Below are 20,838 nucleotides of genomic sequence, written 5' to 3'. Positions count from 1 at the left end.
CCGCACGCCACTCAGGCGTTCTTGAAATCCGGTGCGCGCTTGTTCAGGAACGCGTCCATGCCTTCCTTCTGGTCGACCGTGGCGAACAGCGCGTGGAACAGCCGGCGCTCGAACATCACACCGTCGCTCAGGCCGCTTTCGAAAGCGCGGTTGACCGATTCCTTGGCCGCCATCACCGAAATCTGCGAGAAGCCGCAGATGACCAGCGCCGCGCCCAGGGCCTCGTCGGCGAGTTTCTCGAAGGGCACCACGCGGCTCACGAGGCCGGCGCGCTCGGCTTCGGCGGCGTCCATCATGCGGGCGGTGAGCACCATGTCCATGGCCTTGCTCTTGCCCACCGCGCGCGGCAGGCGCTGCGTGCCGCCGGCGCCGGGGATCACGCCGATCTTGATCTCGGGCTGGCCGAACTTGGCGTTGTCGGCCGCGATGATGAAGTCGCACATCATCGCCAGCTCGCAGCCGCCGCCCAGCGCAAAGCCGGCCACCGCGCCGATCACGGGCTTGCGGATGGAGCGGATGCTTTCCCAGTTGCGCGTGATGTAGTCGCCCTTGTACGTGTCGATGAAGCTGTACTTGGCCATGGCGGCAATGTCGGCGCCCGCCGCGAAGGCGCGCTCGCTGCCCGTGAGGATGATGCAGCCGATGGCCTCGTCGGCATCGAAGGCCTTCAGCGCCTGGCCCAGCTCGGTCATGAGCGCATCGTTCAGCGCGTTCAGGGCCTTGGGGCGGTTGAGGGTGATGATGCCGACCTTGCCAGCTTCGGTGCGCACTTCGATGTTTTCGTAGCTCATGGTGTCTCCGGGAGAGGTGGTGAAAATTCGCTCGGGTCACTATACCGAGCAAGGCTTCTTGCCTGCTGACACCTCAAGGCTTTCAGTTGAGAATTGTTCTCATCTAGAATGCCCACCATGGAGTTGCCGATGCAAGAACATGCCGTGTTGCTGCGGGCCTATGCCCGCGTGCAGGAGCGTTGCTCGCGCCTGCTGTTGGAGCAGGCCGCGCGGGTCGAAAGGCTCGAGGCGCAGATCGTCCGGTTGCGTGGCGCGCTGGTGGCGCGCGACTCGGCCATTGCCATCGTGCGCGAGGAACTGGCCGCGCGCGCCGCCGTGGGCGGGGCGCTGCCCAAGCGGCTGAACACCTTGCTGTCGCCGGGCAGCCGTCGGCATCTGAAGGCGCCGCCGACCCCCGTGACGCAGGTGCCGGCCGACCTGCGTGAAAAGGCCGTGCTGTGCGTGGGCCAGGAAGACGAAGCCGAAGCGCCCTCGCTGGCCCGCCAACTGGTCGAGATTGCCGGCGGCCGCTACCTGCACCACGACGGCGGCGACCACGCGGACGACCCCGCGCTCGAGGCCAGCCTGCGCGCGGCCGACCTGGTGATCTGCCAGACCGGCTGCGTGAGCCACGGCGCCTACTGGCGCGTGCAGGACCACTGCCGTCGCACCGGCAAGCCCTGCGTGCTGGTCGGCGAGCCGCAGCCGATGCTGTTCGTGCGGCATCCCGCTGCGGCTGAAAGCGCCTGAAAGGCCTCTGGAGCGCCTAAAAGGCGCCTAGCGCGCCAGCCAGTTCGCGACCTTCGCGGCGTCGTGCGCGAACAGGCGCCACGTGGTCACCCCGGTCGGCAGCACCAGCGGCAGCTTGATGAGCTTGCGGTCGCGCGCCACGATGGCCGTGAACTTCGTGGCATCGCCCAGGTACAGCGCCAGGTCGTCGAGCTTGGCGATGCGCCAGGCCTGCGCCGGTCGCTGCTGGCCGCGTTTGGCGACGGCCGGCAGTTCGATGCCGATCCACTCGTCGTTCGCGCTGAAGCCGGCCTTCTCGGCCGCGCCGCCGCGCAGCACCACCTTCACCTGCACGCTGCCGTTGGCCTCGGCCACGCGCACGCCCAGCACCTGGGCCTGTTGCGACGGGTCTTCCAGCGTGGCCACGCCGTGCACGCGCAGCAGTTGCGCGAGCGGCAGCTCCTCGGTCGAATGCACCCAGCGCGCGAGTTCGGCCGCAAACGAGCGGCCGCTCACCGCTTCCAGCGCGGCGGCAATATCGGCCTCGCTGATCGGGCCGCCGTTGCCGCTGTGCGTCCACAGGTGGCGCATGACGTCGTCGAGCGTGCCCTTGCCCTCGTGGCGCAGTGTGAGGTCGAAGCACAGCGCCACCAGCGCGCCCTTGGTGTAGTAGCTCACCGTGCTGTTGGGCGTCTGCTCGTCCTGGCGGTAGTACTTGACCCAGGCGTCGAAGCTGGCGTCGGCCACCGGCTGCACCAGGCGGCCCGGCGTCTGCATGACCTGGTTGAGCGTCTTGTTCAGCAGGCGCAGGTAGGCACCGTCGTCGATGCGTCCGGCGCGGCGCAGCAGCAGGTCGTCGTAGTAGCTGGTGAAGCCCTCGAAGAACCACAGGAGCTGCGTGTAGTTCTCGCGGCTGTAGTCGTAGCGCGCGAACTCGGCGGGCCGCAGGCGCTTCACGTTCCAGGTGTGGAAGTACTCGTGGCTGATGAGGCCCATGAGCGTGGTGTAGCCCTCGGGCTGCTTCTTCTTCTCGCCACGCTGCGGCAGGTCGCGGCGGTTGCAGATGAGCGCGGTCGAATGCCGGTGCTCCAGCCCGCCGTAGCCGTCGTCCACCGCATTCAGCATGAACACGTAGCGGTCGATCGGCGGCTTCGGACCGCCGCGCTTGCCCACCTTGTCGCCGTGCCAGAAGCGCATTTCGGCTTCGCAGATGGCCTGGGTGTCGGCAATGAGCCGTTCGCCGTCGAACGAGGCCGCGGCGCCGGCGACCACGAAGCGGTGCGGCACGCCGCAGGCGTCGAACTCCGCGCTCCAGAAGGCGCCCAGCTCGACCGGGCTGTCGGCCAGCTCGTCGTAGCCCGAGGCCTGGTAGCTGCCGAAGCCGTGCTTGTCGGCCTTGGTCGGCACGAGGGCGGTGGCGCAAGACCAGGGGGCGGCGTCGGCGGCCAGCGCGGGCGCGACGATGTCGATGGCGTGCGGCGCGTCGGTCTGGCCTTCCACGCGCAGGCACACGCTGGTGCCGTTGAAGAAGCCGCGTTCGGCGTCCAGCCAGGCGGTGCGCACCGAGTTGTCGTAGGCGCAGACCTGGTAGTTCAGCACCAGCGGCTGGCCGGGCGTGCATTCGACCAGCCAGCTGCATTTGTCGAGCTGCGTGAGCGCCGGCTTGCGGCGGCCCTGGGTGGCGCGCAGGCCTTGCAGGTTCTTGGCGAACTCGCGCACCAGGTAGCTGCCCGGAATCCACACCGGCAGCGTCAGGCGCTGCTGGGCGGCGGGCGCGTCGACGGTGAGGGTCACGCTGAACAGGTGCGCATGCAGGTCGGCGCAAGCCACCCGGTAATGCACGCCGGCCGTGGGCGGCACGCCTGCCCCGCGCGCTGCAACGGCCGCGCGCCGCGATGCTGTCTTCGCCGCCATCAGCTGGACGACGCGGCGAGTTGCTTCTCGACCTGCTCCGCGGGAATGGCACCGGGGGTGCGGGTGCCGTCGCTGAAGATCAGCGTGGGCGTGCCGGTGATGTTGTACTTGCGGCCGAACTCGACGTTGCGCTGCAGCGCGGTCACGTCGCAGCTGCCCGGCGCGGTGACCGGCTTGGCGCTGGCTTCCATCCAGTCGCCCCAGGCCTTGCCCTTGTCCTTGCTGCACCAGATGTCACGCGACTTGACGGTCGAGTCCGGGCCCAGCACCGGGTACAGGAACAGGTACACGGTGACGTTGTCGACCGTCTTCATGTCCTTCTCGAAGCGCTTGCAGTAGCCGCAGTTCGGGTCTTCGAACACCGCCAGCTTGCGCTTGCCGTTGCCGCGCACGATCTTGATGGAGTCCTTCAGCGGGAGCTGGTCGAAGGCCACGGCGCTGAGCTTCTCGATGCGCTCCTCGGTCAGGTTCTTGCGCGACTTGACGTCGATCAGGTTGCCCTGGATGAGGAAGTTGCCCTGCTCGTCGGTGTAGAAAATTTGCGAGCCGTTCACGCGCACTTCGTACAGGCCCGGCACCGGCGACTTGCTCACCTCGTCGATGGCCGGAAACTGCGGAATGCGCGTGGGCAGGTTCTTGCGGATCTCGGCTTCGCCGGCGGTGGCGGCCACGACCGCACCCAGCGTGCAGGCGGCGAGAAGGAGGTTGCGTGCGAGTGTCATCGGGAGATCCGTTGGTTGGATTCGAAAAAGAAGAGGGTCTTCAGGCCTTCAGGCCCATGGCCTGCGCCGTGATCCAGTGCTTCACCAGGCGCGTGCGGTCGAAACCGCGCATGCCCCAGTTGCGCAATGCAGGGAGTGGACCCAGGTTGTGCGAGAAAAGTTGCTGCAACCCGTCGGTGGCCAGGCTCATCTGCAAGACGTCGGCGCGGCGCTCGCGCTCGTAGCGGCGCAGCAGGCGGGCGTCGCCCACGCTGCGCCAGTAGTCGCGGTTCCTGATCACCTCGGCCAGCGCGGCCGCATCGGCCAGGCCCAGGTTCAGGCCCTGGCCGGCCAGCGGGTGCACGGTGTGGGCAGCGTCGCCGGCCAGCGCCCAGGAGCGCGTCGGCTGGCCGGGCATGGCGCCGGTCCAGCGGTCGGCGATGGCGCGGGCCAGCGGCCAGGCGCCGCGCTCGCTTACCAGCTTCAGCGGGCCGAGCGCGTTGTGGCTGGCCTCCGTGACGGCGGCGTCGAATTCTTCGTCGCCCTGTGCCAGCAGGGCCGGCGCGCGCAGCTGGTCGACCGACCACACCAGCGCCACGGTCTTGCCGTGCGTGCCGCCCAGCGGCAGCAGCGCCAGCACCTCGCCCTTGTCGTTGAACCACTGGCGCGCGATGCCGTCGTGCGACTGTTCGGCCTCCATGCGCGCGGCGATGGCGTGCTGCGGGTAGCGCGTGACCTCGTAGCTCACGCCCAGCGCCTCGCGCGTGGCGCTGGCCTTGCCTTCGCACACCACGGTGAGCGGCGCGGCCACGGGCTCGCTCACCACCTCGATCTGGGGCTGGAAGCGCACGGCGTCGGCCAGCTGCTGCTCGAGCGCGGGCACGTCGACGATCCAGGCCAGCGCATCGACCTTCTGGCGCGCGGCGCTGAACTGCACCCGGCCGCCTTCGTCGCCATGCACGAGCATTTCGCGCACCGCGGTGGCGTGGGCCGCGTCGGGCCAGGCGCGCAGCGATTCGAGCAGGCTGCGCGAGGCGGTGTTGAGCGCGTAGGCGCGAATGTCGGGCCTGGCTTGCGGGTCTTGCGTGGCCGGGGGCACGACCAGCGCGACGCGCACGCGCTCGCGCGCAAGCAGCAGGGCCAGCGTGCGGCCGACGATGCCGGCGCCACGAATACAAACTTCTGGGGGGAGGGCCATCAAACAATTGTAAGAACATGGGCCGCCCCCAGGCTTCGCGCACTGCGTGTCGCTGCGCCAACCCCTCGCGGGGGCGATGCCTGCGGCCCGGCACAGCCGGTTCCGCAGCGGTTTTGCGGCTGCGGGACAATCGCGGCCGAATTTCAAGGAAACCCCACCGTGTCCCAGCCCGCTCTTCAGTCCGCTTTCGACCTCGAAGCCACCATCGCGCGCCTGTTCATCTACCCGGTCAAGTCGTGCGCGGGCGTCGAGCTGCCCGAAATGCTGCTGACCGAGACCGGCCTGGAGTTCGACCGGGCCTGGATGGTGGTCGACGCCCAGGGCGAATTCGTCACCCAGCGCCAGCTGCCACGCATGGCGCTGATTCGCCCGCAGATGAAGCACACGGAGGTGGTGCTGCGCGCCCCCGGCATGCTGGCGCTGCACCTGGCCTTCGACCGGGTCGAGAAGCCGGTGCGCGTGCGCGTGTGGAAGGACGAAGTGGCCGCCTACGACATGGGCGACATCGCCGCCCAGTGGTTCAGCGACTTTCTCTCCGAGCCCGGCAAGCCGCAGGTGCTGCGCCTGGTGCGCTTCGACCCCGAGCACAAGCGCCTGTCCAGCCTGAAGTGGACCGGCGGCGTCGAGGCGGAGAACCAGTTCGCCGACGGCTACCCGGTGCTGGTGGCCAGCGAAGGCTCGCTGGCCGACCTGAACGAGCGGCTCGCGGCCGCCGGGCACGACGCGGTGGGCATCGAGCGTTTTCGCCCGAACATCGTGCTGGCGGGCATGGAGTCGCACGACGAGGACCGGGTGGACGCGCTGCACATCGCCACCGGCGAAGGCGAGGCCGAGCTGCGCCCCGTCAAGCCCTGCACCCGCTGCCCGATTCCGGACATCGACCCCGCCACGGCACTGAGCAGCCCCGAGGTCGGCGACATGCTGCGTACCTACCGGAAAGACCCGCGCGTGGACGGCGGCATCACCTTCGGCATGAACTGCATCGTGATCCAGGGCGTGGAATACACGCTCAAGGTGGGCCAGCCGGTGGGCGCGAACTACAGGTTCGAATGACCCGGCCCGGCGGGCCGACACGAACGGTCTGGCGCGGCGGGCCGGCTTGAACGATCCGGCCCGGCCGGCCCTTCAGAAGCTCACGCCGGCAACGAGGATGATGTTCGCGTAAGGCGTGCATTCGCCCGTGCGCACCATGGCGCGGGCCGTGGCGGTGCGGCGCTTGAACTCCTCGTGCGACACGGTCTGCGGCGCGATGCCGAGCGACTGCGGATACCAGCCGGGCAACCCCTTGTCGTCGCCCAGCGCCTCGCCGGCGATCACGATGCCTTCCACCTGCATCTCCGACAGCACGGCCTCCAGCACGTCGGCCAGCCGCGGCACGCCGCGCGCCACGGCCAGGTCGATGCGGCGCGGGCCGTCGGCAATCGGCAGGCCGGCGTCGCCCAGCACGAGCATGTCGCCGTGCCCGAGCGAGGCGATCACCTGGGACAGTTCGGCGTGCAGCAGGGCGGTACGTTTCACAGCGCGGTCCAGTCGGGGGGCAGGGGGCTTTGCAGCACGGCGTCGCGCCGCGGAATCGAAGGCTGGGCGCCGGGCTGCTGGATGCACAGCGCCGCGGCGCGAATGCCCAGGCGCACGGCTTCGTCGAACGGCTGGCCCTCGCCCAGCGCGACGGCCAGCGCGCCCAGGAAGGTGTCGCCGGCGGCCGTGGTGTCCACCGCCTGCACCTTCGGCGCGGGATGGTGGCGCGCGCCATCGGCATCGACCGCCACCGCGCCGCGCGCGCCCAGCGTGACCACCACGCGCGCGATGCCCTTGGCACGCAGCGCCTGGCCGGCGCTGGCGGCTTCTTGCGGGCTGTCGGCGGGCTGGCCGCACAGCGTTCGCGCCTCGATCTCGTTGACCACCAGCGTGTCGATGCGCGGCCACAGGGCCTCGGCAATCGCCTGCACCGGCGACGGGTTCAGCAGCACCTTGCAGCCCGCGGCGTGCGCCACCTCGATGGCGCGCGCGACCTGCTGAAGCGGCGTCTCGAACTGCGTCACCAGGAAGGCGGCGCCCTGCAGCTGCCGCGACAGCGCGGCTTCGTCGAGCTCGACCCGGGCGTTGGCGCCGGGCACGATCACGATGCGGTTCTGGCCGCTGTCTTCCACCAGGATCAGCGCGGTGCCGGTCGGCTCGCCCTGCACGGTGCGCAGCGCGGCGGTGTCGATGCCGTCGGCCTGCAGCGCGTGGCGCAGCGCGCTGCCGTGCGCGTCGTCGCCCACGCAGCCGATCATCTGCACCTGCGCGCCTTCGCGCGCGCAGCTCACCGCCTGGTTGGCGCCCTTGCCGCCGGGAATGGTGTCGATCGAATGGCCCTGCAGGGTCTCGCCCGCGGCCGGCGCGTGCGGCACGCGCAGCACCAGGTCCATGTTGAGGCTGCCGAGCACCACGATGCGGGGGGCTTGCGGGGCGCCGTCAGGGCCGGAAGAAGAAGGCATCGGGCTCGGGCTCACGGGGTGCGGGACTTTCGGGTTGGCGTGGAAGCTGTGGACGTGCTGGTTGCGGCAGGCGTGGTGCCGGCCGCTGGCACGGTGGCCTCGCGAAAGCTCGCGTGCCGCGCCGTGGTGGCGCGCACGCGCAACTCGGGCTGCAGCACCACCTTGCGCGCGTCGCGGCGCTTGCCGCCCACGCGCTCGAGCAGCATGTCGACCGCCATGGCGCCGATGCGCTCCTTGGGCTGCGCCACGGTGGTCAGCGGCGGGCTCATGTACGCAGACAGCTCGATGTCGTCGAAGCCGACGATGGACAGCTCGTCGGGCACGCGCACGCCGCTTTCATGCGCCGCGCGCAGCGCGCCGATGGCCATCAGGTCGTTGCACACGAACACGGCCGAGGGCTTGTGCTCGGTGCGAAGAATGGCGTGCATGGCCTCGTAGCCGCCCTGGCTGGTGAAGCCGCCGCGCCACAGCAGGGCGTCGGCCTGGGCGATGTCGGGCGTGGCGCCGGCTTCGGCCAGCGCCATGCGCCAGCCCTCCACGCGCTGCTCGCTGGGCATCACGCCGGCCGGCCCGCCGATGCAGGCGATGCGCCTGTGGCCCAGCGACAGCAGGTGCCGCACCGCCAGCAGGCCGCCCTGCATGTGCGCGGTTTCCACCAGGTCGCAGCTCGGGTCGTCGATTTCCCGGTCGACCAGCACGGTCGGCACGCGCAGGCCGTGCAGTTGCTTGGCCAGCGAGTCGCCCTCGTCGGTGCCGCTGCCCGCGCCGGTGGACACCACGATCAGCCCGTCGATGCGGCGCTCGGCCAGCACCTGCAGGTACACGCTCTGGCGGTGGGGCTCGTCGTCGGTGTTGCACAGCACCAGCGTGTAGCCCGCGCCGAAGCAGCGGTCTTCCACGATGCGCACGATCTCGGCGAAGTAGGGGTTGGAGCTGTTCGGAATCAGCATGCCCAGCGTGGAGGTGGTGTTGCTCTTCAGGCTGCGCGCCATGGCGTTGGGCACGTAGCCCAGCTCGCGAATGGCCAGCTCCACGCGCTCGCGCACCTTGGGGCTCACGTGGCGGGTGTCGTTGACCACGTGCGACACGGTGGTGACGGAGACTTCCGCCTTCAGTGCGACGTCCTTGATGGTGGCCATGGCTGGTTTCCTGTTGCTCGGTGGGTGGGTGCGTGCTCAGGCCAGGCGGCGGTCGGCCCGGCGCTGGCGCAAGGTGTCGATGATGACCGCCACCACGATCACCGCGCCCGTGATGATGCGTTTGCTCGGCTCGCTCGCGCCCACCTGCGCCAGCCCGGCCTCCAGCACCGCGATGATCAGCACGCCGAAGAAGGTGTTCACCACCGAGCCGCGCCCGCCCATGAGGCTGGTGCCGCCGATGACCACGGCCGCGATCACCTGCAGCTCGATGCCCACGCCCGCATTCGGGTCGGCCGCCTCGAGCCGCGCCGACTGCATCAGGCCCGCGAGCCCGGCCAGCAGGCCGGTGGCGGCGAACACGATGATGCGGATGGGCCGCGGGTCGACGCCGGCCAGGCGCATGGCTTCCTCGTTGGTGCCGATGCCCACCACGTAGCGGCCGAACACCGTGCGCGTGAGCACCAGCTGCCCCACCGCCACCAGCACCACGGCCAGCACGAAGGCCGCCGAGATGCCGCCGATCCACGGCGCGGCCAGGCCCGAGATGGCGTCGCCCACGTACTGCGTGCGCGAGTCGGTCACCAGGTAGGCGCCGCCGCGCACGGCCTCGAGCATGCCCAGCGAAACGATGAAGCTCGGCAGCCGCCAGGCCACCGACACCGCGCCGGTGACCGTGCCGCACACCAGCCCGGTCGCCAGGCCGAGCACCGCGGCCACCGGCACCGAGAGCTTCCATTCGAGGATGGCGGCGGCTGTCACCGCGGCGCTCAGCGCCAGCACCGAGCCCACCGACAGGTCGATGCCCGCGATGATCAGCACGAAGGTCATGCCGACGGCCATCACGGCCAGCGCGGGAATCTCGTTGGCGATCGACACGAAGGTGTCGCGCGTGAGGAAGTACTCGCTCAGCGAGCCGAACAACGCGATCATGCCCACGAGCACGACGGTGAGGCCGAGGTAGGTGCCCAGCTGGCCCTTGAGGGCCGAGGAGCGTGCGGCGGAACCGGTGGAGGCCGGCGCGGCCTGCGTTTTGGACGTCGGGGTGGAAGGAGCGTTCATGGTGTGTGGGCGGTGACCGGTGTGGAGTCGGGCGCCGCAATGGCGCCGGGGGCCGCGGGAGCGACGGAGGGAGCGGTTCCAGGGTGTTCGGCGCGGCCCGCCGCGTCACTGAAGGCGGCGGCCAGCAGCGACTGCTCGCTCCACTCGCCGCGCTCGAAGACCGCGACCAGCCGCCCGGCGCTCATCACGCCGATGCGGTCGCACATGGCCATCAGTTCGCGCAGGTCGCTGGACACCATCAGCAGCGCGCGGCCGGCGTCGGTCATGCGGTCGAGTTCGGCGTAGAGGTCGGCGCGCGCGCCCACGTCCACGCCGCGCGTGGGCTCGTCCAGCAGCAGCACCTTGCATTCGCGGTGCAGCCAGCGCGCGAACACCACCTTCTGCTGGTTGCCGCCACTGAGCGTGGCCACCGGCTGCTCGGTGCTGCGCGAGCGGATGCGCAGCAGCTCGACCAGCCGCTGCGCGATGCCTCGCTCCTTGGAGCGCAGCAGCCAGCCGCCGCGCGAGACGGCGCCCAGGTCGCTCAGCGTGGCGTTCACGCGGATCGATTGCGTCAGCAGCAGGCCCTGCGACTTGCGGTCTTCGGTGACCAGGCCGATGCCGGCGCGGATGGCCTGCATCGGCGAGCGCCAGCCCTTGCGCGCATGCTGCGTGGGCCGGCCGTCTTCATGCATGGAGATGTCGCCGCGGTCGGCGCGGTCGGCGCCGAACAGCAGGCGCACCAGCTCGGTACGGCCCGAGCCGACCAGGCCGGCCAGGCCCATGACTTCGCCCGCGCGCAGGTCGATGTCGACGTCGCGCACCGCCTGCGCCCGGCCGATGCCGCGCGCGCTCAGCAGCACGGGGCCCGGCACGCGGCGCGGCCGGCCTTCGTGCTCGTGCACCGCGCGACCGACCATGCGCTGCACCAGCTCGGCCTCGCGCACGCCGGCCATGGCGCGCACATCGACCAGCCGGCCGTCGCGCAGCACCGCCACGCGGTCGGCAATGCGCTGCAGCTCCTCGAGCCGATGCGACACATACACGATGGCCACGCCGCGCGCCTTCAGCAGGTCGATCTGCTCGAACAGGTGCGCGGTTTCGCGCGGGGTGAGCATGGCGGTGGGCTCGTCGAGCACCAACACGCGCGTGTCGTCCTGCAGGTTGCGGGCAATTTCCACCATCTGCTGCTGGCCGATGCCCAGCCGCGCCACGGGCGTGGCCGGGTCGATGTTCTGCATGCCGATCTTCGCGAGCTGGCGCGCCGCGAGTTCGTGCAGCTCGGCGCGGCCGATCCAGCCGGCCTTGTTGGGCAGGCGGTCGAGCAGCAGGTTCTCGGCCACCGACAAGGTGGTGACCAGGCCCAGCTCCTGCATCACCATGCGCACGCCCAGGCGCTCGGCGTCGCGGCGCGATGCAGGCGCGAAGGCCTTGCCGCCGAGCAGCATGCGGCCGCGCGTGGGCTGCACCAGGCCGCACACCATTTTCGACAGCGTGCTCTTGCCCGCGCCGTTCTCGCCCGTGAGGGCCAGCACTTCGCCGGCGTTCAGCACGAGCGAAACGTCGTCCAGCACGGGCGCCGCGTAGTCCTTGCCCATGGCGTCCAGGGAGAGCACGGGCGCGCTGCGATCGTTATCAGCCATCGACGACAACCTCATTCCAGAAACACCACGGAACCGGCCGTGCCGCTCCGTGGGTGTCGCCCCCGGCGGGGGAAGGCGAGGCGACGCGACAGTTGGGGAGTGCGCGAAGCCGGGGGGCGAGCGACATTTACTTCGACGACTTGGTGACCAGCACCACGTCGGTCTTCACCTCGGCGGGCATTTCGGACTGCTTCTTCTTGTCGGCGATGGCCTTCAGCGCGGTCTCGATGCCGAACACGGCCTGCTTGGCGGCGAACTGGTCGGCCGTGGCGAGCACGCGGCCGTCGGCCAGCATGGGCTTGATGGCGCCGATGTTGTCGTAGCCCACCACCAGCACCTTGCCGGTCTTGCCCGCGGCCTTCACGGCGGCCACCGCGCCCAGCGCCATGCTGTCGTTGCCGGCCAGCAGGGCCTTCAGGTCGGGGTGCTCGCGCATCATGCCGGCGGCCACCGTGTTGCCCTTGTCGATTTCCCACTGGCCCGACTGCACTCCCACCACCGTGGCGCCGGCCGCCTTCATGGCGTCCTGGTAGCCGAGCGTGCGCTGCTGCGCATTGAAGGTGGTCGACACGCCTTCGATGATGCCGACCTTGTCGCCCGACTTGAGCTCCTTGGCGAGCGCGTCGCCCACCAGCTTGGCGCCGGCGCGGTTGTCGGGGCCCACGAAGGGCACCTGGATGCCCTTTTCCTTCAGCGCGGCGGCGTCGAGCTGGTTGTCGATGTTGACCACCAGGATGCCCTTGTCGATGGCCGCCTTGATGACGGGCACCAGCGCCTTCGAATCGGCCGGCGCAATGACCAGCGCGTTGATCTTCTGCGCCACCATCTGCTCGACCATCTTGATCTGCGCGGCGGTGTCGGTCTCGTCCTTGATGCCGTTGGCCACCAGCGTGTATTCGGAGGCGTGCGCCTTCTGGTGCGCCTTGGCGCCGTCTTCCATGGTGCGGAAGAACTCGTTGGCCAGCGACTTCATGACCAGCGCGACCTTGGGCTTGTCCTGCGCGAAGGAGGGCGTGGCGGCGAACGCGCCCAGGAGGGCCAGCGCGGCGGCGCTCTGCAGGGTACGGCGGGTGAACTTCATGGCGTGCTTCATGGTGTGTCTCCTTGGATGGATGGAAGGGCTGCGGTTGTCGTTTGCGAACGGGCTCTATTTGGACTGCTTGGTCACCAGCGCCACACTGGTAATTACCTGGGGCGGCATGGTGGCCTGCGTCTGCTTGTCGGCCAGCGCCTTCAGCGCGGTCTCGATGCCGGTGGTGACGATGCGCACCGCCGACTGGTCGGCCGTGGCCAGCAGGCGGCCGTCGGCGAGCATCGGCTTCACGGCGCTGATGTCGTCGTAGCCGACCACCAGCACCTTGCCGGTCTTGCCCGCCGCGCGCACCGCGGCCACGGCGCCCAGCGCCATGCTGTCGTTGCCGCAGAGCAGGGCCTTCAGGTCGGGGTGTTCGCGCATGAGGCTGGAGGCGACCGTGCTGGCCTTGTCGATTTCCCAGGCGCCGGACTGCACGCTGACCACGTCGATGCCCGCGGCCTTCATGGCGTCGCGGTGCCCCAGCGTGCGCTGCTGGGCGTTGAAGGTGGTGGGCACGCCTTCGATGATGGCGACCTTGTCGCCCGCCTTCAGGCTCTTGCCGAGGTAGTCGCCCACCTGCCTGGCGCCGCCGCGGTCGTCCGGGCCGACGAAGGGCACCTGGATGCCCTTGTCCTTGAGCGCGTCGGCGTCCAGCTTGTTGTCGATGTTGACCACCAGGATGCCCCTGTCGATGGCCGCCTTGACCACGGGCACCAGGGCCTTGGAGTCGGCCGGCGCGATCACCAGCGCATCGATCTTCTGCGAGAGCATCTGCTCGACCAGCTTGATCTGCGCGGAGGTGTCGGTCTCGTCCTTGATGCCGTTGGCCACCAGCGTGTACTGGGCGGCGTGCGCCTTCTGGTGGGCGCGCGCGCCGCTGTCCATGGTGCGGGCGAACTCGTTGGCCATCGACTTCATCACCAGCGCGATCTTCGGCGGGTTCTGGGCCCCTGCTTGGGCCTGGGCTTGCGCGAGGGCGGGGGTCGAGGCGAGGGCGCCCAGCAGGGCCAGGGCGGCGGTGCTTTGCAAGGTGCGGCGAGTGAACTTCATGTTGTGCGTGTCTCCGGATGTCTCTTGGTATGTGCGGGCGCCGGTCTTTGCCGGGGCTGCAATATTAGTAGAAGGAAACGTTTGCGCAAACGTTTGCGAGTCGGTGCTTACCCTGACGATCTGGAGCGAAAACAGGGCGGAAACGGGGTCGGAAGCTGTGCGGAAACGGGGCGTGAAAAGCGGGTGAGAACGGGGCGGAACGCGGTTCACGAAGGGATTCGATGCCCCGCCGCCCGGGCGCGCAGGCGTGCTCGCCTAAAATCGACGGTTACCCAAGAGGACCCCCCATGAGTTTGCAATGCGGCATCGTCGGCCTGCCCAACGTCGGTAAATCCACCCTTTTCAACGCGTTGACCAAGGCCGGCATCGCGGCGGAAAACTATCCGTTCTGCACCATCGAGCCCAATGTGGGCGTGGTGGAAGTGCCCGATCCGCGCCTTGCCCAGCTGAGCGAGATCGTCAAGCCCGAGCGCGTGGTGCCCGCCATCGTCGAGTTCGTCGACATCGCCGGCCTGGTGGCCGGTGCCAGCACGGGCGAAGGCCTGGGCAACAAGTTTCTCGCGCACATCCGCGAAACCGACGCCACCGTGAACGTGGTGCGCTGCTTCGACGACGAGAACGTGATCCACGTGGCCGGCAAGGTCGACCCGATCTCCGACATCGAGGTGATCCAGACCGAACTCTGCCTGGCCGACCTGGCCACGGTCGAGAAGGCGCTGCACCGCCACACCAAGGTGGCGCGCTCTGGCGACAAGGACGCGCAGAAGCTGGTCGGCCTGCTCGAGCGCTGCCAGGCCGCGCTGAACGAGAACACGCCGGTGCGCGCGCTCGAGTTCACCAAGGAAGAGCAGCCGCTGGTGAAGAGCTTCACGCTCATCACCGCCAAGCCCGCCATGTTCGTGGGCAACGTGGCCGAAGACGGCTTCGAGAACAACCCCTACCTCGACCGCCTGCGCGAATACGCCGCCAAGCAGGGCGCGCCCGTGGTCGCCATCTGCGCCAAGATCGAAGCCGACCTGGCCGAGATGGACGACGAAGACAAGAAGATGTTTCTCGCCGAGATCGGCCAGGAAGAGCCGGGCCTGAACCGCCTGATTCGCGCGGCCTTCAAGCTGCTGGGCCTGCAGACGTACTTCACCGCCGGCGTGAAGGAAGTGCGCGCCTGGACCATCCACATCGGCGACACCGGCCCGCAGGCGGCCGGCGTGATCCACGGCGACTTCGAGAAGGGCTACATCCGCGCCCAGACCATCGCGTTCGACGACTACATCGCCTTCAAGGGCGAGCAGGGCGCGAAGGACGCGGGCAAGATGCGTTCGGAAGGCAAGGAATACGTCGTGAAGGATGGGGACGTGATGAACTTCCTGTTCAGCTCCTGAGGGCCGGAGCACAGAGCCCCGTTGATGAGCCATCCGAAGATCGTCGTCATCGCGGGCCCCAATGGCGCGGGCAAAACCACTTTCGCCCGCGCTTTCCTGCCGCAGGAAGCGCAGACCCAGCGGTTCATCAATGCCGACCTCATTGCAGCGGGGTTGTCACCGTTTGCACCGGAGGCCGAAGCCATCAAGGCCGGCCGGCTGATGCTGGACGAGATTGCCGCCTGCGTCCGCCGCCGGGAGAGCTTTGCCTTCGAGACCACGCTGTCGGGGCTCGGCTACTTGCGACATATCGGCGAGTGGCGCAAGGCTGGCTATCACGTGAGCCTTTTCTTTCTGGCGCTGCCGACCGCGGAATTCGCTGTGGCGCGCGTGGCCGAACGTGTACGGCAGGGCGGTCATCACATTCCTGAGGACGTGATTCGCCGGCGCTTCGAAGCGGGACGTCGAAATTTCGACGAACGCTACCGCGGTGCCGTGAATGCCTGGGCGCTGTACGACAACGCCGGCGAAGAGCCGGCGCTCATTGAATGGGGGGAAGCACCATGACCCGCGACCAGCTCACTCAGGCCAAGGACAAGGACCTGGCGGCATCGCTGATTGCGATCCGGCGGGCCGCCAAGGCCGCGCGGGAAGCCGCCGTGCGCACCGACACCGCGATCGTCGTGCAGCGCGACCAGAAGCTCGTTCGCGTCACCGCAGAGGAATTGCGCAGGGCAGGCGTGAAATAAGGCGGTTGTGCCTTCGGTCGGCGGCGGGCGGTCTCGAGGCGATTGTTCGGTAGACTCCGCGCGCTCCGAATTCCTCCACAAGGCCCGCCCTCATGCTCACCGTCCACCACCTCAACAACTCGCGCTCGCAGCGCGTGCTCTGGCTGCTCGAAGAGCTGGGGCTGCCCTACGAGATCGTCCACTACCAGCGCGATCCGCAAACCATGTTGGCGCCCGCTTCGCTGCGGGCCGTTCATCCGCTGGGCAAGTCACCGGTTGTCACCACGGACGACGGACTCACGCTCGCGGAATCGGGCGCGATCATCGAGACCATCATCGAGCGCTACGGCCAGGGCCGCCTCGCGCCCGCGGCCGGCACGCCGGAGGCGCTGCGCTACCGCTACTGGCTGCACTTTGCCGAAGGCACGGCCATGTCGCCGCTGCTGCTGAAGCTGGTGTTCGACCGCATCGAGACCGCGAAGATGCCGTTCTTCGCGAAGCCCATCGCCAAGGCCATCGCGGCCAAGGCCAAGGGCGCGTTCATCAACCCGAACATCGCGGGCCACCTGAGCTTCATGGAAGCCGAGCTCGGCAAGAGCGAATGGTTTGCCGGCGACGAGTTCAGCGGCGCCGACATCCAGATGAGCTTTCCGGTCGAAGCCTCGCAGGCGCGCGGCGGGCTCGACGCGAAGCGGCCCAGGCTCATGGCGTACCTGGAGCGCATTCATGCGCGCCCCGCGTACAAGCGCGCGCTCGAGCGCGGCGGCCCGTACGGCCTGCTGAGCTGATCAGAAGATCTGCAGCAGCGCCACCGTCATGGTGATGTAGCGCAGGAACTTGCCGATGGCCATGTAGGCCACGCAGGGCCAGAACGGCAGCTTGAGCCAGCCGGCCACCGCGCACAGCGGGTCGCCCACCAGCGGCAGCCAGCTGAGCAGGCAGGCCTTCGGGCCGAGCCGCTCCAGCCAGCCCAGAACCCGCACATGGTGTTTCGAGTGCGAGTATTTGTCCGCCACCTTGTGCGCGCCGTAGCCCATCCACCAGTCGACCGCGCCGCCCAGCGTGTTGCCCACCGTCGCCACCGCGATGGCCGGCCAGAACATGTCGGGGTTGAGCTTGAGCAGCCCGAACAGAAAGGGCTCGGAGCCGACCGGCAGCAGCGTGGCGGAAATGAACGCGGCCACGAACAACGTCGAGAGGCCGTATTGCGGCAGCGCCAGCAGCGCCATGAGAGAGTCGAGCCAGGCTTGCATAAGGTGGGTGAAGTCCCCGTAGAGGCCGATAGGGCCCCGCGGAGGGCTCGCGCAGTATAGGCAGCGCTCACGTCGCATGCGCGTGGGAGAAAGCCCCGCGACGCGGCCGTATTTACACCGGTGCCGCACAGGTACCCCGCGGGTACCCAGGGCGCAAATCGTTTCAGTCGCTGAAACGCGGCATGGCTACAATCGTGCCTCATTTTTCAGCAGCCGAACGCGCCCGCTCCCCCCTTCCCATGACCTTGCAGATCGGCACCCACACGCTGGAAAACCGCCTGTTCGTCGCGCCCATGGCCGGCGTGACCGACCGGCCTTTTCGCATGCTGTGCCGCGAACTCGGCGCGGGCTATGCGGTCAGCGAGATGGTCACTTCGCGCAAGGAACTCTGGGGCACGCTGAAGACCTCGCGCCGCGCGAACCACGAGGGCGAGCCCGGCCCCATCGCCGTGCAGATCGCGGGCACCGACGCGGCCATGATGGCCGAGGCCACGGTCTACAACATCGAGCGCGGCGCGCAGATCATCGACATCAACATGGGTTGCCCGGCCAAGAAGGTGTGCAACAAGTGGGCGGGCTCGGCGCTGATGCGCGACGAGCCGCTGGCGCTGGAGATCGTGCAGGCCGTGGTCGACGCGGCGCAGCCGTACAACGTGCCGGTCACGCTGAAGATGCGCACCGGCTGGAGCCACGACCATCGCAACGCGGTGAAGCTGGCGCGCGATTTCGAATCGGCCGGCGTGCAGATGCTCACCGTGCACGGGCGCACGCGCGAGCAGGGCTACAAGGGCCATGCCGAGTACGACACCATCGCCGCCGTGAAGGCCGCGGTGCGCGTGCCGGTGGTGGCCAACGGCGATGTGCGTTCGCCCGAGAAGGCGCGCGACGTGCTCGCCGCCACGGGCGCCGACGCGGTGATGATCGGGCGCGCCGCGCAAGGCCGGCCGTGGATCTTTCGCGAGATCGCGCACTTTCTCGAAACGGGCACGCACCGCGCGCCGCCGCTGGTGGCCGAAGTGCGCCGCCTGCTGCTCGACCACCTCGTGGAGCACTACGCGCTCTACGGCGACTACAGCGGTGTGCGCACGGCGCGCAAGCACATCGGCTGGTACGTGCGCAGCCTGCCCGAGGGCGAGGCGTTTCGCGCGCGCATGAACACCATCGAGGACTGCGGCGAGCAGCTGCGCGCGGTCGGCGACTATTTCGACGGGCTCGCGGACCGCATGGAACGCATGCCCGTGCAGCAAGAGGCGGACGACGAACTGTCCGGCGAAGAGGAGGCGGCTTGCGCCGTCGATTGAGAAGAAGAGAAGAAGCAATGAGTAAGAAACACATCGAGGACTGCGTGCGCACCAGTCTGGACAGCTACTTTCGCGATCTGCGCGGCACCGAACCCGACGGCATGTACGAAATGCTCGTGCGCGTGGTCGAGAAGCCCCTGCTCGATGTCGTCATGACACGCGCCGAAGGCAACCAGTCGAAGGCCGCCCAATGGCTCGGCCTGAACCGAAACACGCTCCGCAAGAAATTGGTCGAGCACAAACTTTTGAAATAACTCCACGGCACATCCATGGCTCAGACTGCACTCATCTCCGTTTCCGACAAGACCGGCGTCCTCGAATTCGCCCAGGCGCTGCACGCGCTGGGCATCAAGCTGCTGTCCACCGGCGGCACCGCCAAGCTGCTGGCCGATGCCGGCCTGCCCGTGACCGAGGTGGCCGACCACACCGGCTTTCCTGAAATGCTCGACGGCCGCGTGAAGACGCTGCACCCGAAGATCCACGGCGGCCTGCTGGCGCGCCGCGACGTGCCCGCGCACGTGGCCGCCATCAAGGAACACGGCATCGACACCATCGACCTGCTGGTGGTCAACCTGTACCCGTTCGAAGCCACGGTGGCCAAGCCCGGCTGCACGCTGGAAGACGCCATCGAGAACATCGACATCGGCGGCCCGGCCATGGTGCGCAGCGCGGCCAAGAACTGGAAGGACGTGGGCGTGCTGACCGACGCCTCGCAGTACGCGGTGGCACTGGCCGAGCTGAAGGCGAGCGGCAAGCTCAGCGACAAGACCAAGTTCGCGTTCTCGGTGGCCGCGTTCAACCGCATTGCCGACTACGACGGCGCCATCAGCGACTACCTCTCGGCCATCGACTTCGACGCCAGCATCGGCCAGCCCGCGCCCACGCGCTCGCTGTTCCCCGCGCAGAGCAACGGCCGCTTCGTGAAGGTGCAGGACCTGCGCTACGGCGAGAACCCGCACCAGCAGGCCGCGTTCTACCGCGACCTGTACCCGGCGCCGGGCTCGCTCGTGTCCGCGAAGCAGCTGCAGGGCAAGGAGCTGAGCTACAACAACATCGCCGACGCCGATGCCGCATGGGAATGCGTGAAGAGCTTCGACGTGCCCGCCTGCGTGATCGTGAAGCACGCCAACCCCTGCGGCGTGGCCATCGGCAAGGACGCGGCCGAGGCCTACGGCAAGGCCTTCAAGACCGACCCGACCTCGGCCTTCGGCGGCATCATCGCCTTCAACCGCACGGTCGACGGCGCCACCGCGCAGGAGATCGCCAAGCAGTTCGTCGAAGTGCTGATGGCACCGGGCTACACGCCCGAGGCGCTGGAAGTGTTCCAGGCCACCAAGGCCAAGCTGAACGTGCGCGTGCTGGAAATCGCACTGCCCAAGGGTGGCAGCAGCGACTGGGACAACGGCCGCAACGCCATGGACGTGAAGCGCGTCGGCTCGGGCCTGCTGATCCAGACCGCCGACAACCACGAGCTCGCGGCCAGCGACCTGAAGGTGGTCAGCAAGAAGCAACCCACGCCGCAGCAGCTGCAAGACCTGCTGTTCGCATGGAAGGTCGCGAAGTACGTGAAGAGCAACGCGATCGTGTTCTGCGCGAACGGCATGACGATGGGCGTGGGCGCGGGCCAGATGAGCCGGCTCGATTCGGCGCGCATCGCCAGCATCAAGGCCGAGCATGCCGGCCTGTCGCTGAAGGACACGGCCGTGGCCAGCGACGCCTTCTTCCCGTTCCGCGACGGCCTCGACGTGGTGGTCGACGCGGGCGCGAGCTGCGTCATCCAGCCGGGTGGCTCGATGCGCGACCAGGAAGTGATCGACGCTGCCGACGAGCGCGGCGTGGTGATGGTGCTGTCGGGCGTGCGCCACTTCCGCCACTGAACGGCGGAACCCGGGTATCGGTGATCGGTGGCCGCGGGTCTTTACTCGTGGTTGCCGAACCGGTATTTCAGCTGGAAGGTGATGGCACCGTACAGCCGGTTCTTGATCGTCGGCACGTAGGCGATGTTCAGGCCCCAGTTCTTGCCTTCGATGGCCGCCGTCGGCAGGATGGCCGGGAACCAGTTGCCGTTGCGGTAGTTGGGGTAGCCGTCGAAGCCGCCCACCACAGCGCCGAACTTCACGCCGTAGAACTCGAAGGGCAGCACGTACAGCCCGACGTAGTTCGACTGCCGGCGGTCGCTGTTGCGGAAGGTGCCCGCGGTGATGCGGTAGGTGTCGCTCAGCGGGTACTCGAAACCCAACCCCTGGTTCACGTTCTCCAGCCCCTTGCCGCCGTCGAAGTGCGCCGAATAGAAGCCCGGGTTGATCCAGATGTTCTTCGGCTCGAAGGACGGGTCGGACGGGGAGGGCTGCGCAGACTGAGCGGATGCGAGCGCGGGAAGCACAAGGGCACCCAGCAGGGGCAGCAGGCGCAAGGGGTTCATGGGTCGGGGCGTCCTCGGTATCTGGTTGGCAGCTGCTGT

Annotated in this window: 22 protein-coding genes; 9 read left to right on the top strand and 13 right to left on the bottom strand. The window is 68.7% G+C overall.

Annotation, left to right across the window (positions count from 1 at the left end):
• Window positions 1–11: 11 nt before the first annotated feature.
• Window positions 12–791, bottom strand: a complete 780-nt coding sequence (locus QTI51_RS18785) for an enoyl-CoA hydratase (protein ID WP_116909493.1) — start codon at window positions 789–791, stop codon at window positions 12–14.
• 129 nt (window positions 792–920) lie between these two features.
• Here QTI51_RS18785 and QTI51_RS18780 point away from each other — a divergent pair, with 129 nt between their 5' ends.
• Entirely contained in the window at window positions 921–1,520 is a 600-nt protein-coding gene (locus QTI51_RS18780) for a DUF2325 domain-containing protein (RefSeq protein ID WP_116909659.1), read from the top strand.
• Window positions 1,521–1,547: 27 nt separating this feature from the next.
• Here the strand turns inward: QTI51_RS18780 and QTI51_RS18775 are convergent, their stop codons facing one another.
• From QTI51_RS18775 to QTI51_RS18765, 3 genes are read right to left on the bottom strand one after another with little or no spacing between them, the layout of a single operon-like run.
• Window positions 1,548–3,413: a M61 family metallopeptidase gene (locus QTI51_RS18775; protein WP_286516007.1), complete on the bottom strand. Its 1,866-nt coding sequence runs from the start codon at window positions 3,411–3,413 to the stop codon at window positions 1,548–1,550.
• Window positions 3,413–4,135, bottom strand: a complete 723-nt coding sequence (locus tag QTI51_RS18770; RefSeq protein ID WP_116909491.1) for a DsbC family protein — start codon at window positions 4,133–4,135, stop codon at window positions 3,413–3,415. The genes QTI51_RS18775 and QTI51_RS18770 overlap by 1 nt, the downstream gene beginning before the upstream one ends.
• A gap of 40 nt (window positions 4,136–4,175) precedes the next feature.
• A complete protein-coding gene (locus QTI51_RS18765; RefSeq protein WP_116909490.1) occupies window positions 4,176–5,312 on the bottom strand; it encodes an FAD-dependent monooxygenase in 1,137 nt (378 codons plus the stop codon).
• A gap of 159 nt (window positions 5,313–5,471) precedes the next feature.
• Between QTI51_RS18765 and QTI51_RS18760 the strand changes: the two genes are divergently transcribed.
• Window positions 5,472–6,365 (top strand): MOSC domain-containing protein, encoded by an 894-nt coding sequence (locus tag QTI51_RS18760; protein WP_116909489.1) that lies wholly within the window; start codon window positions 5,472–5,474, stop codon window positions 6,363–6,365.
• A 72-nt stretch (window positions 6,366–6,437) separates the two neighbouring features.
• Here the strand turns inward: QTI51_RS18760 and rbsD are convergent, their stop codons facing one another.
• The 7 genes from rbsD to QTI51_RS18725 all read right to left on the bottom strand — a co-directional run bounded on the left by rbsD (window position 6,438) and on the right by QTI51_RS18725 (window position 13,737).
• Window positions 6,438–6,830: a D-ribose pyranase gene (gene rbsD / locus QTI51_RS18755; protein ID WP_116909488.1), complete on the bottom strand. Its 393-nt coding sequence runs from the start codon at window positions 6,828–6,830 to the stop codon at window positions 6,438–6,440.
• Window positions 6,827–7,792 carry a ribokinase gene (rbsK, locus tag QTI51_RS18750; protein WP_116909658.1) on the bottom strand — a complete coding sequence of 322 codons (966 nt, stop codon included), beginning with the start codon at window positions 7,790–7,792 and terminating at the stop codon, window positions 6,827–6,829. The genes rbsD and rbsK overlap by 4 nt, the downstream gene beginning before the upstream one ends.
• 11 nt (window positions 7,793–7,803) lie before the next feature.
• A complete protein-coding gene (locus QTI51_RS18745; protein WP_286516008.1) occupies window positions 7,804–8,931 on the bottom strand; it encodes a LacI family DNA-binding transcriptional regulator in 1,128 nt (375 codons plus the stop codon).
• 36 nt (window positions 8,932–8,967) lie between these two features.
• The gene (locus QTI51_RS18740) at window positions 8,968–9,990 is read right to left on the bottom strand and encodes an ABC transporter permease (RefSeq protein WP_165840322.1); all 1,023 of its coding nucleotides are present in this window, start codon (window positions 9,988–9,990) and stop codon (window positions 8,968–8,970) included.
• Window positions 9,987–11,612, bottom strand: a complete 1,626-nt coding sequence (locus tag QTI51_RS18735; RefSeq protein ID WP_116909486.1) for a sugar ABC transporter ATP-binding protein — start codon at window positions 11,610–11,612, stop codon at window positions 9,987–9,989. Before QTI51_RS18735 ends, QTI51_RS18740 begins: the two co-directional genes overlap by 4 nt.
• Before the next feature lie 127 nt (window positions 11,613–11,739).
• Window positions 11,740–12,693 carry a sugar ABC transporter substrate-binding protein gene (locus QTI51_RS18730; RefSeq protein WP_116909656.1) on the bottom strand — a complete coding sequence of 318 codons (954 nt, stop codon included), beginning with the start codon at window positions 12,691–12,693 and terminating at the stop codon, window positions 11,740–11,742.
• 66 nt (window positions 12,694–12,759) lie between these two features.
• On the bottom strand, window positions 12,760–13,737 hold the full coding sequence (locus tag QTI51_RS18725; RefSeq protein ID WP_116909485.1) for a substrate-binding domain-containing protein: 978 nt from the start codon (window positions 13,735–13,737) through the stop codon (window positions 12,760–12,762).
• Between the two features lie 287 nt (window positions 13,738–14,024).
• Here QTI51_RS18725 and ychF point away from each other — a divergent pair, with 287 nt between their 5' ends.
• From ychF to QTI51_RS18705, 4 genes are all read left to right on the top strand, one after another.
• Entirely contained in the window at window positions 14,025–15,116 is a 1,092-nt protein-coding gene (gene ychF, locus QTI51_RS18720) for a redox-regulated ATPase YchF (RefSeq protein WP_116909484.1), read from the top strand.
• A gap of 24 nt (window positions 15,117–15,140) precedes the next feature.
• Window positions 15,141–15,662, top strand: a complete 522-nt coding sequence (locus QTI51_RS18715; RefSeq protein ID WP_116909655.1) for an ATPase — start codon at window positions 15,141–15,143, stop codon at window positions 15,660–15,662.
• Window positions 15,659–15,844, top strand: a complete 186-nt coding sequence (locus QTI51_RS18710) for a hypothetical protein (RefSeq protein ID WP_116909483.1) — start codon at window positions 15,659–15,661, stop codon at window positions 15,842–15,844. The genes QTI51_RS18715 and QTI51_RS18710 overlap by 4 nt, the downstream gene beginning before the upstream one ends.
• Window positions 15,845–15,936: 92 nt before the next feature.
• The gene (locus QTI51_RS18705; protein WP_116909482.1) at window positions 15,937–16,611 is read left to right on the top strand and encodes a glutathione S-transferase family protein; all 675 of its coding nucleotides are present in this window, start codon (window positions 15,937–15,939) and stop codon (window positions 16,609–16,611) included.
• On the opposite strand, the gene QTI51_RS18700 is transcribed toward QTI51_RS18705, so the two are convergent.
• The gene (locus tag QTI51_RS18700; RefSeq protein WP_116909481.1) at window positions 16,612–17,076 is read right to left on the bottom strand and encodes a YqaA family protein; all 465 of its coding nucleotides are present in this window, start codon (window positions 17,074–17,076) and stop codon (window positions 16,612–16,614) included. It abuts the gene before it with no gap.
• A gap of 239 nt (window positions 17,077–17,315) precedes the next feature.
• Here QTI51_RS18700 and dusB point away from each other — a divergent pair, with 239 nt between their 5' ends.
• From dusB to purH, 3 genes are read left to right on the top strand one after another with little or no spacing between them, the layout of a single operon-like run.
• Window positions 17,316–18,377 carry a tRNA dihydrouridine synthase DusB gene (gene dusB, locus QTI51_RS18695; RefSeq protein ID WP_116909480.1) on the top strand — a complete coding sequence of 354 codons (1,062 nt, stop codon included), beginning with the start codon at window positions 17,316–17,318 and terminating at the stop codon, window positions 18,375–18,377.
• A gap of 17 nt (window positions 18,378–18,394) precedes the next feature.
• The gene (locus tag QTI51_RS18690; protein WP_007838304.1) at window positions 18,395–18,631 is read left to right on the top strand and encodes a Fis family transcriptional regulator; all 237 of its coding nucleotides are present in this window, start codon (window positions 18,395–18,397) and stop codon (window positions 18,629–18,631) included.
• Between the two features lie 15 nt (window positions 18,632–18,646).
• Entirely contained in the window at window positions 18,647–20,254 is a 1,608-nt protein-coding gene (gene purH, locus QTI51_RS18685) for a bifunctional phosphoribosylaminoimidazolecarboxamide formyltransferase/IMP cyclohydrolase (RefSeq protein ID WP_116909479.1), read from the top strand.
• A 41-nt stretch (window positions 20,255–20,295) separates the two neighbouring features.
• On the opposite strand, the gene QTI51_RS18680 is transcribed toward purH, so the two are convergent.
• A complete protein-coding gene (locus QTI51_RS18680) occupies window positions 20,296–20,799 on the bottom strand; it encodes a hypothetical protein (protein WP_116909478.1) in 504 nt (167 codons plus the stop codon).
• Window positions 20,800–20,838: the final 39 nt, after the last annotated feature.

The organism is Variovorax sp. J22G73, assembly GCF_030317035.1.
GTDB lineage: Bacteria > Pseudomonadota > Gammaproteobacteria > Burkholderiales > Burkholderiaceae_C > Variovorax.
Note: the sequence above shows the minus strand (reverse complement) of the source record. Positions and strands in the feature narration are given on the sequence as shown.

What these genes read in the sequence shown, in the direction of transcription:
- QTI51_RS18785 (WP_116909493.1), bottom strand. Translation starts at nt 791, where the DNA reads ATGAGCTACGAAAACATCGAAGTGCGCACCGAAGCTGGCAAGGTCGGC.
- QTI51_RS18780 (WP_116909659.1), top strand. Translation starts at nt 921, where the DNA reads ATGCAAGAACATGCCGTGTTGCTGCGGGCCTATGCCCGCGTGCAGGAG.
- QTI51_RS18775 (WP_286516007.1), bottom strand. Translation starts at nt 3,413, where the DNA reads ATGGCGGCGAAGACAGCATCGCGGCGCGCGGCCGTTGCAGCGCGCGGG.
- QTI51_RS18770 (WP_116909491.1), bottom strand. Translation starts at nt 4,135, where the DNA reads ATGACACTCGCACGCAACCTCCTTCTCGCCGCCTGCACGCTGGGTGCG.
- QTI51_RS18765 (WP_116909490.1), bottom strand. Translation starts at nt 5,312, where the DNA reads ATGGCCCTCCCCCCAGAAGTTTGTATTCGTGGCGCCGGCATCGTCGGC.
- rbsK (WP_116909658.1), bottom strand. Translation starts at nt 7,792, where the DNA reads ATGCCTTCTTCTTCCGGCCCTGACGGCGCCCCGCAAGCCCCCCGCATC.
- QTI51_RS18745 (WP_286516008.1), bottom strand. Translation starts at nt 8,931, where the DNA reads ATGGCCACCATCAAGGACGTCGCACTGAAGGCGGAAGTCTCCGTCACC.
- QTI51_RS18740 (WP_165840322.1), bottom strand. Translation starts at nt 9,990, where the DNA reads ATGAACGCTCCTTCCACCCCGACGTCCAAAACGCAGGCCGCGCCGGCC.
- QTI51_RS18735 (WP_116909486.1), bottom strand. Translation starts at nt 11,612, where the DNA reads ATGGCTGATAACGATCGCAGCGCGCCCGTGCTCTCCCTGGACGCCATG.
- QTI51_RS18730 (WP_116909656.1), bottom strand. Translation starts at nt 12,693, where the DNA reads ATGAAGTTCACCCGCCGTACCCTGCAGAGCGCCGCCGCGCTGGCCCTC.
- QTI51_RS18725 (WP_116909485.1), bottom strand. Translation starts at nt 13,737, where the DNA reads ATGAAGTTCACTCGCCGCACCTTGCAAAGCACCGCCGCCCTGGCCCTG.
- ychF (WP_116909484.1), top strand. Translation starts at nt 14,025, where the DNA reads ATGAGTTTGCAATGCGGCATCGTCGGCCTGCCCAACGTCGGTAAATCC.
- QTI51_RS18715 (WP_116909655.1), top strand. Translation starts at nt 15,141, where the DNA reads ATGAGCCATCCGAAGATCGTCGTCATCGCGGGCCCCAATGGCGCGGGC.
- QTI51_RS18710 (WP_116909483.1), top strand. Translation starts at nt 15,659, where the DNA reads ATGACCCGCGACCAGCTCACTCAGGCCAAGGACAAGGACCTGGCGGCA.
- QTI51_RS18705 (WP_116909482.1), top strand. Translation starts at nt 15,937, where the DNA reads ATGCTCACCGTCCACCACCTCAACAACTCGCGCTCGCAGCGCGTGCTC.
- QTI51_RS18700 (WP_116909481.1), bottom strand. Translation starts at nt 17,076, where the DNA reads ATGCAAGCCTGGCTCGACTCTCTCATGGCGCTGCTGGCGCTGCCGCAA.
- dusB (WP_116909480.1), top strand. Translation starts at nt 17,316, where the DNA reads ATGACCTTGCAGATCGGCACCCACACGCTGGAAAACCGCCTGTTCGTC.
- QTI51_RS18690 (WP_007838304.1), top strand. Translation starts at nt 18,395, where the DNA reads ATGAGTAAGAAACACATCGAGGACTGCGTGCGCACCAGTCTGGACAGC.
- purH (WP_116909479.1), top strand. Translation starts at nt 18,647, where the DNA reads ATGGCTCAGACTGCACTCATCTCCGTTTCCGACAAGACCGGCGTCCTC.
- QTI51_RS18680 (WP_116909478.1), bottom strand. Translation starts at nt 20,799, where the DNA reads ATGAACCCCTTGCGCCTGCTGCCCCTGCTGGGTGCCCTTGTGCTTCCC.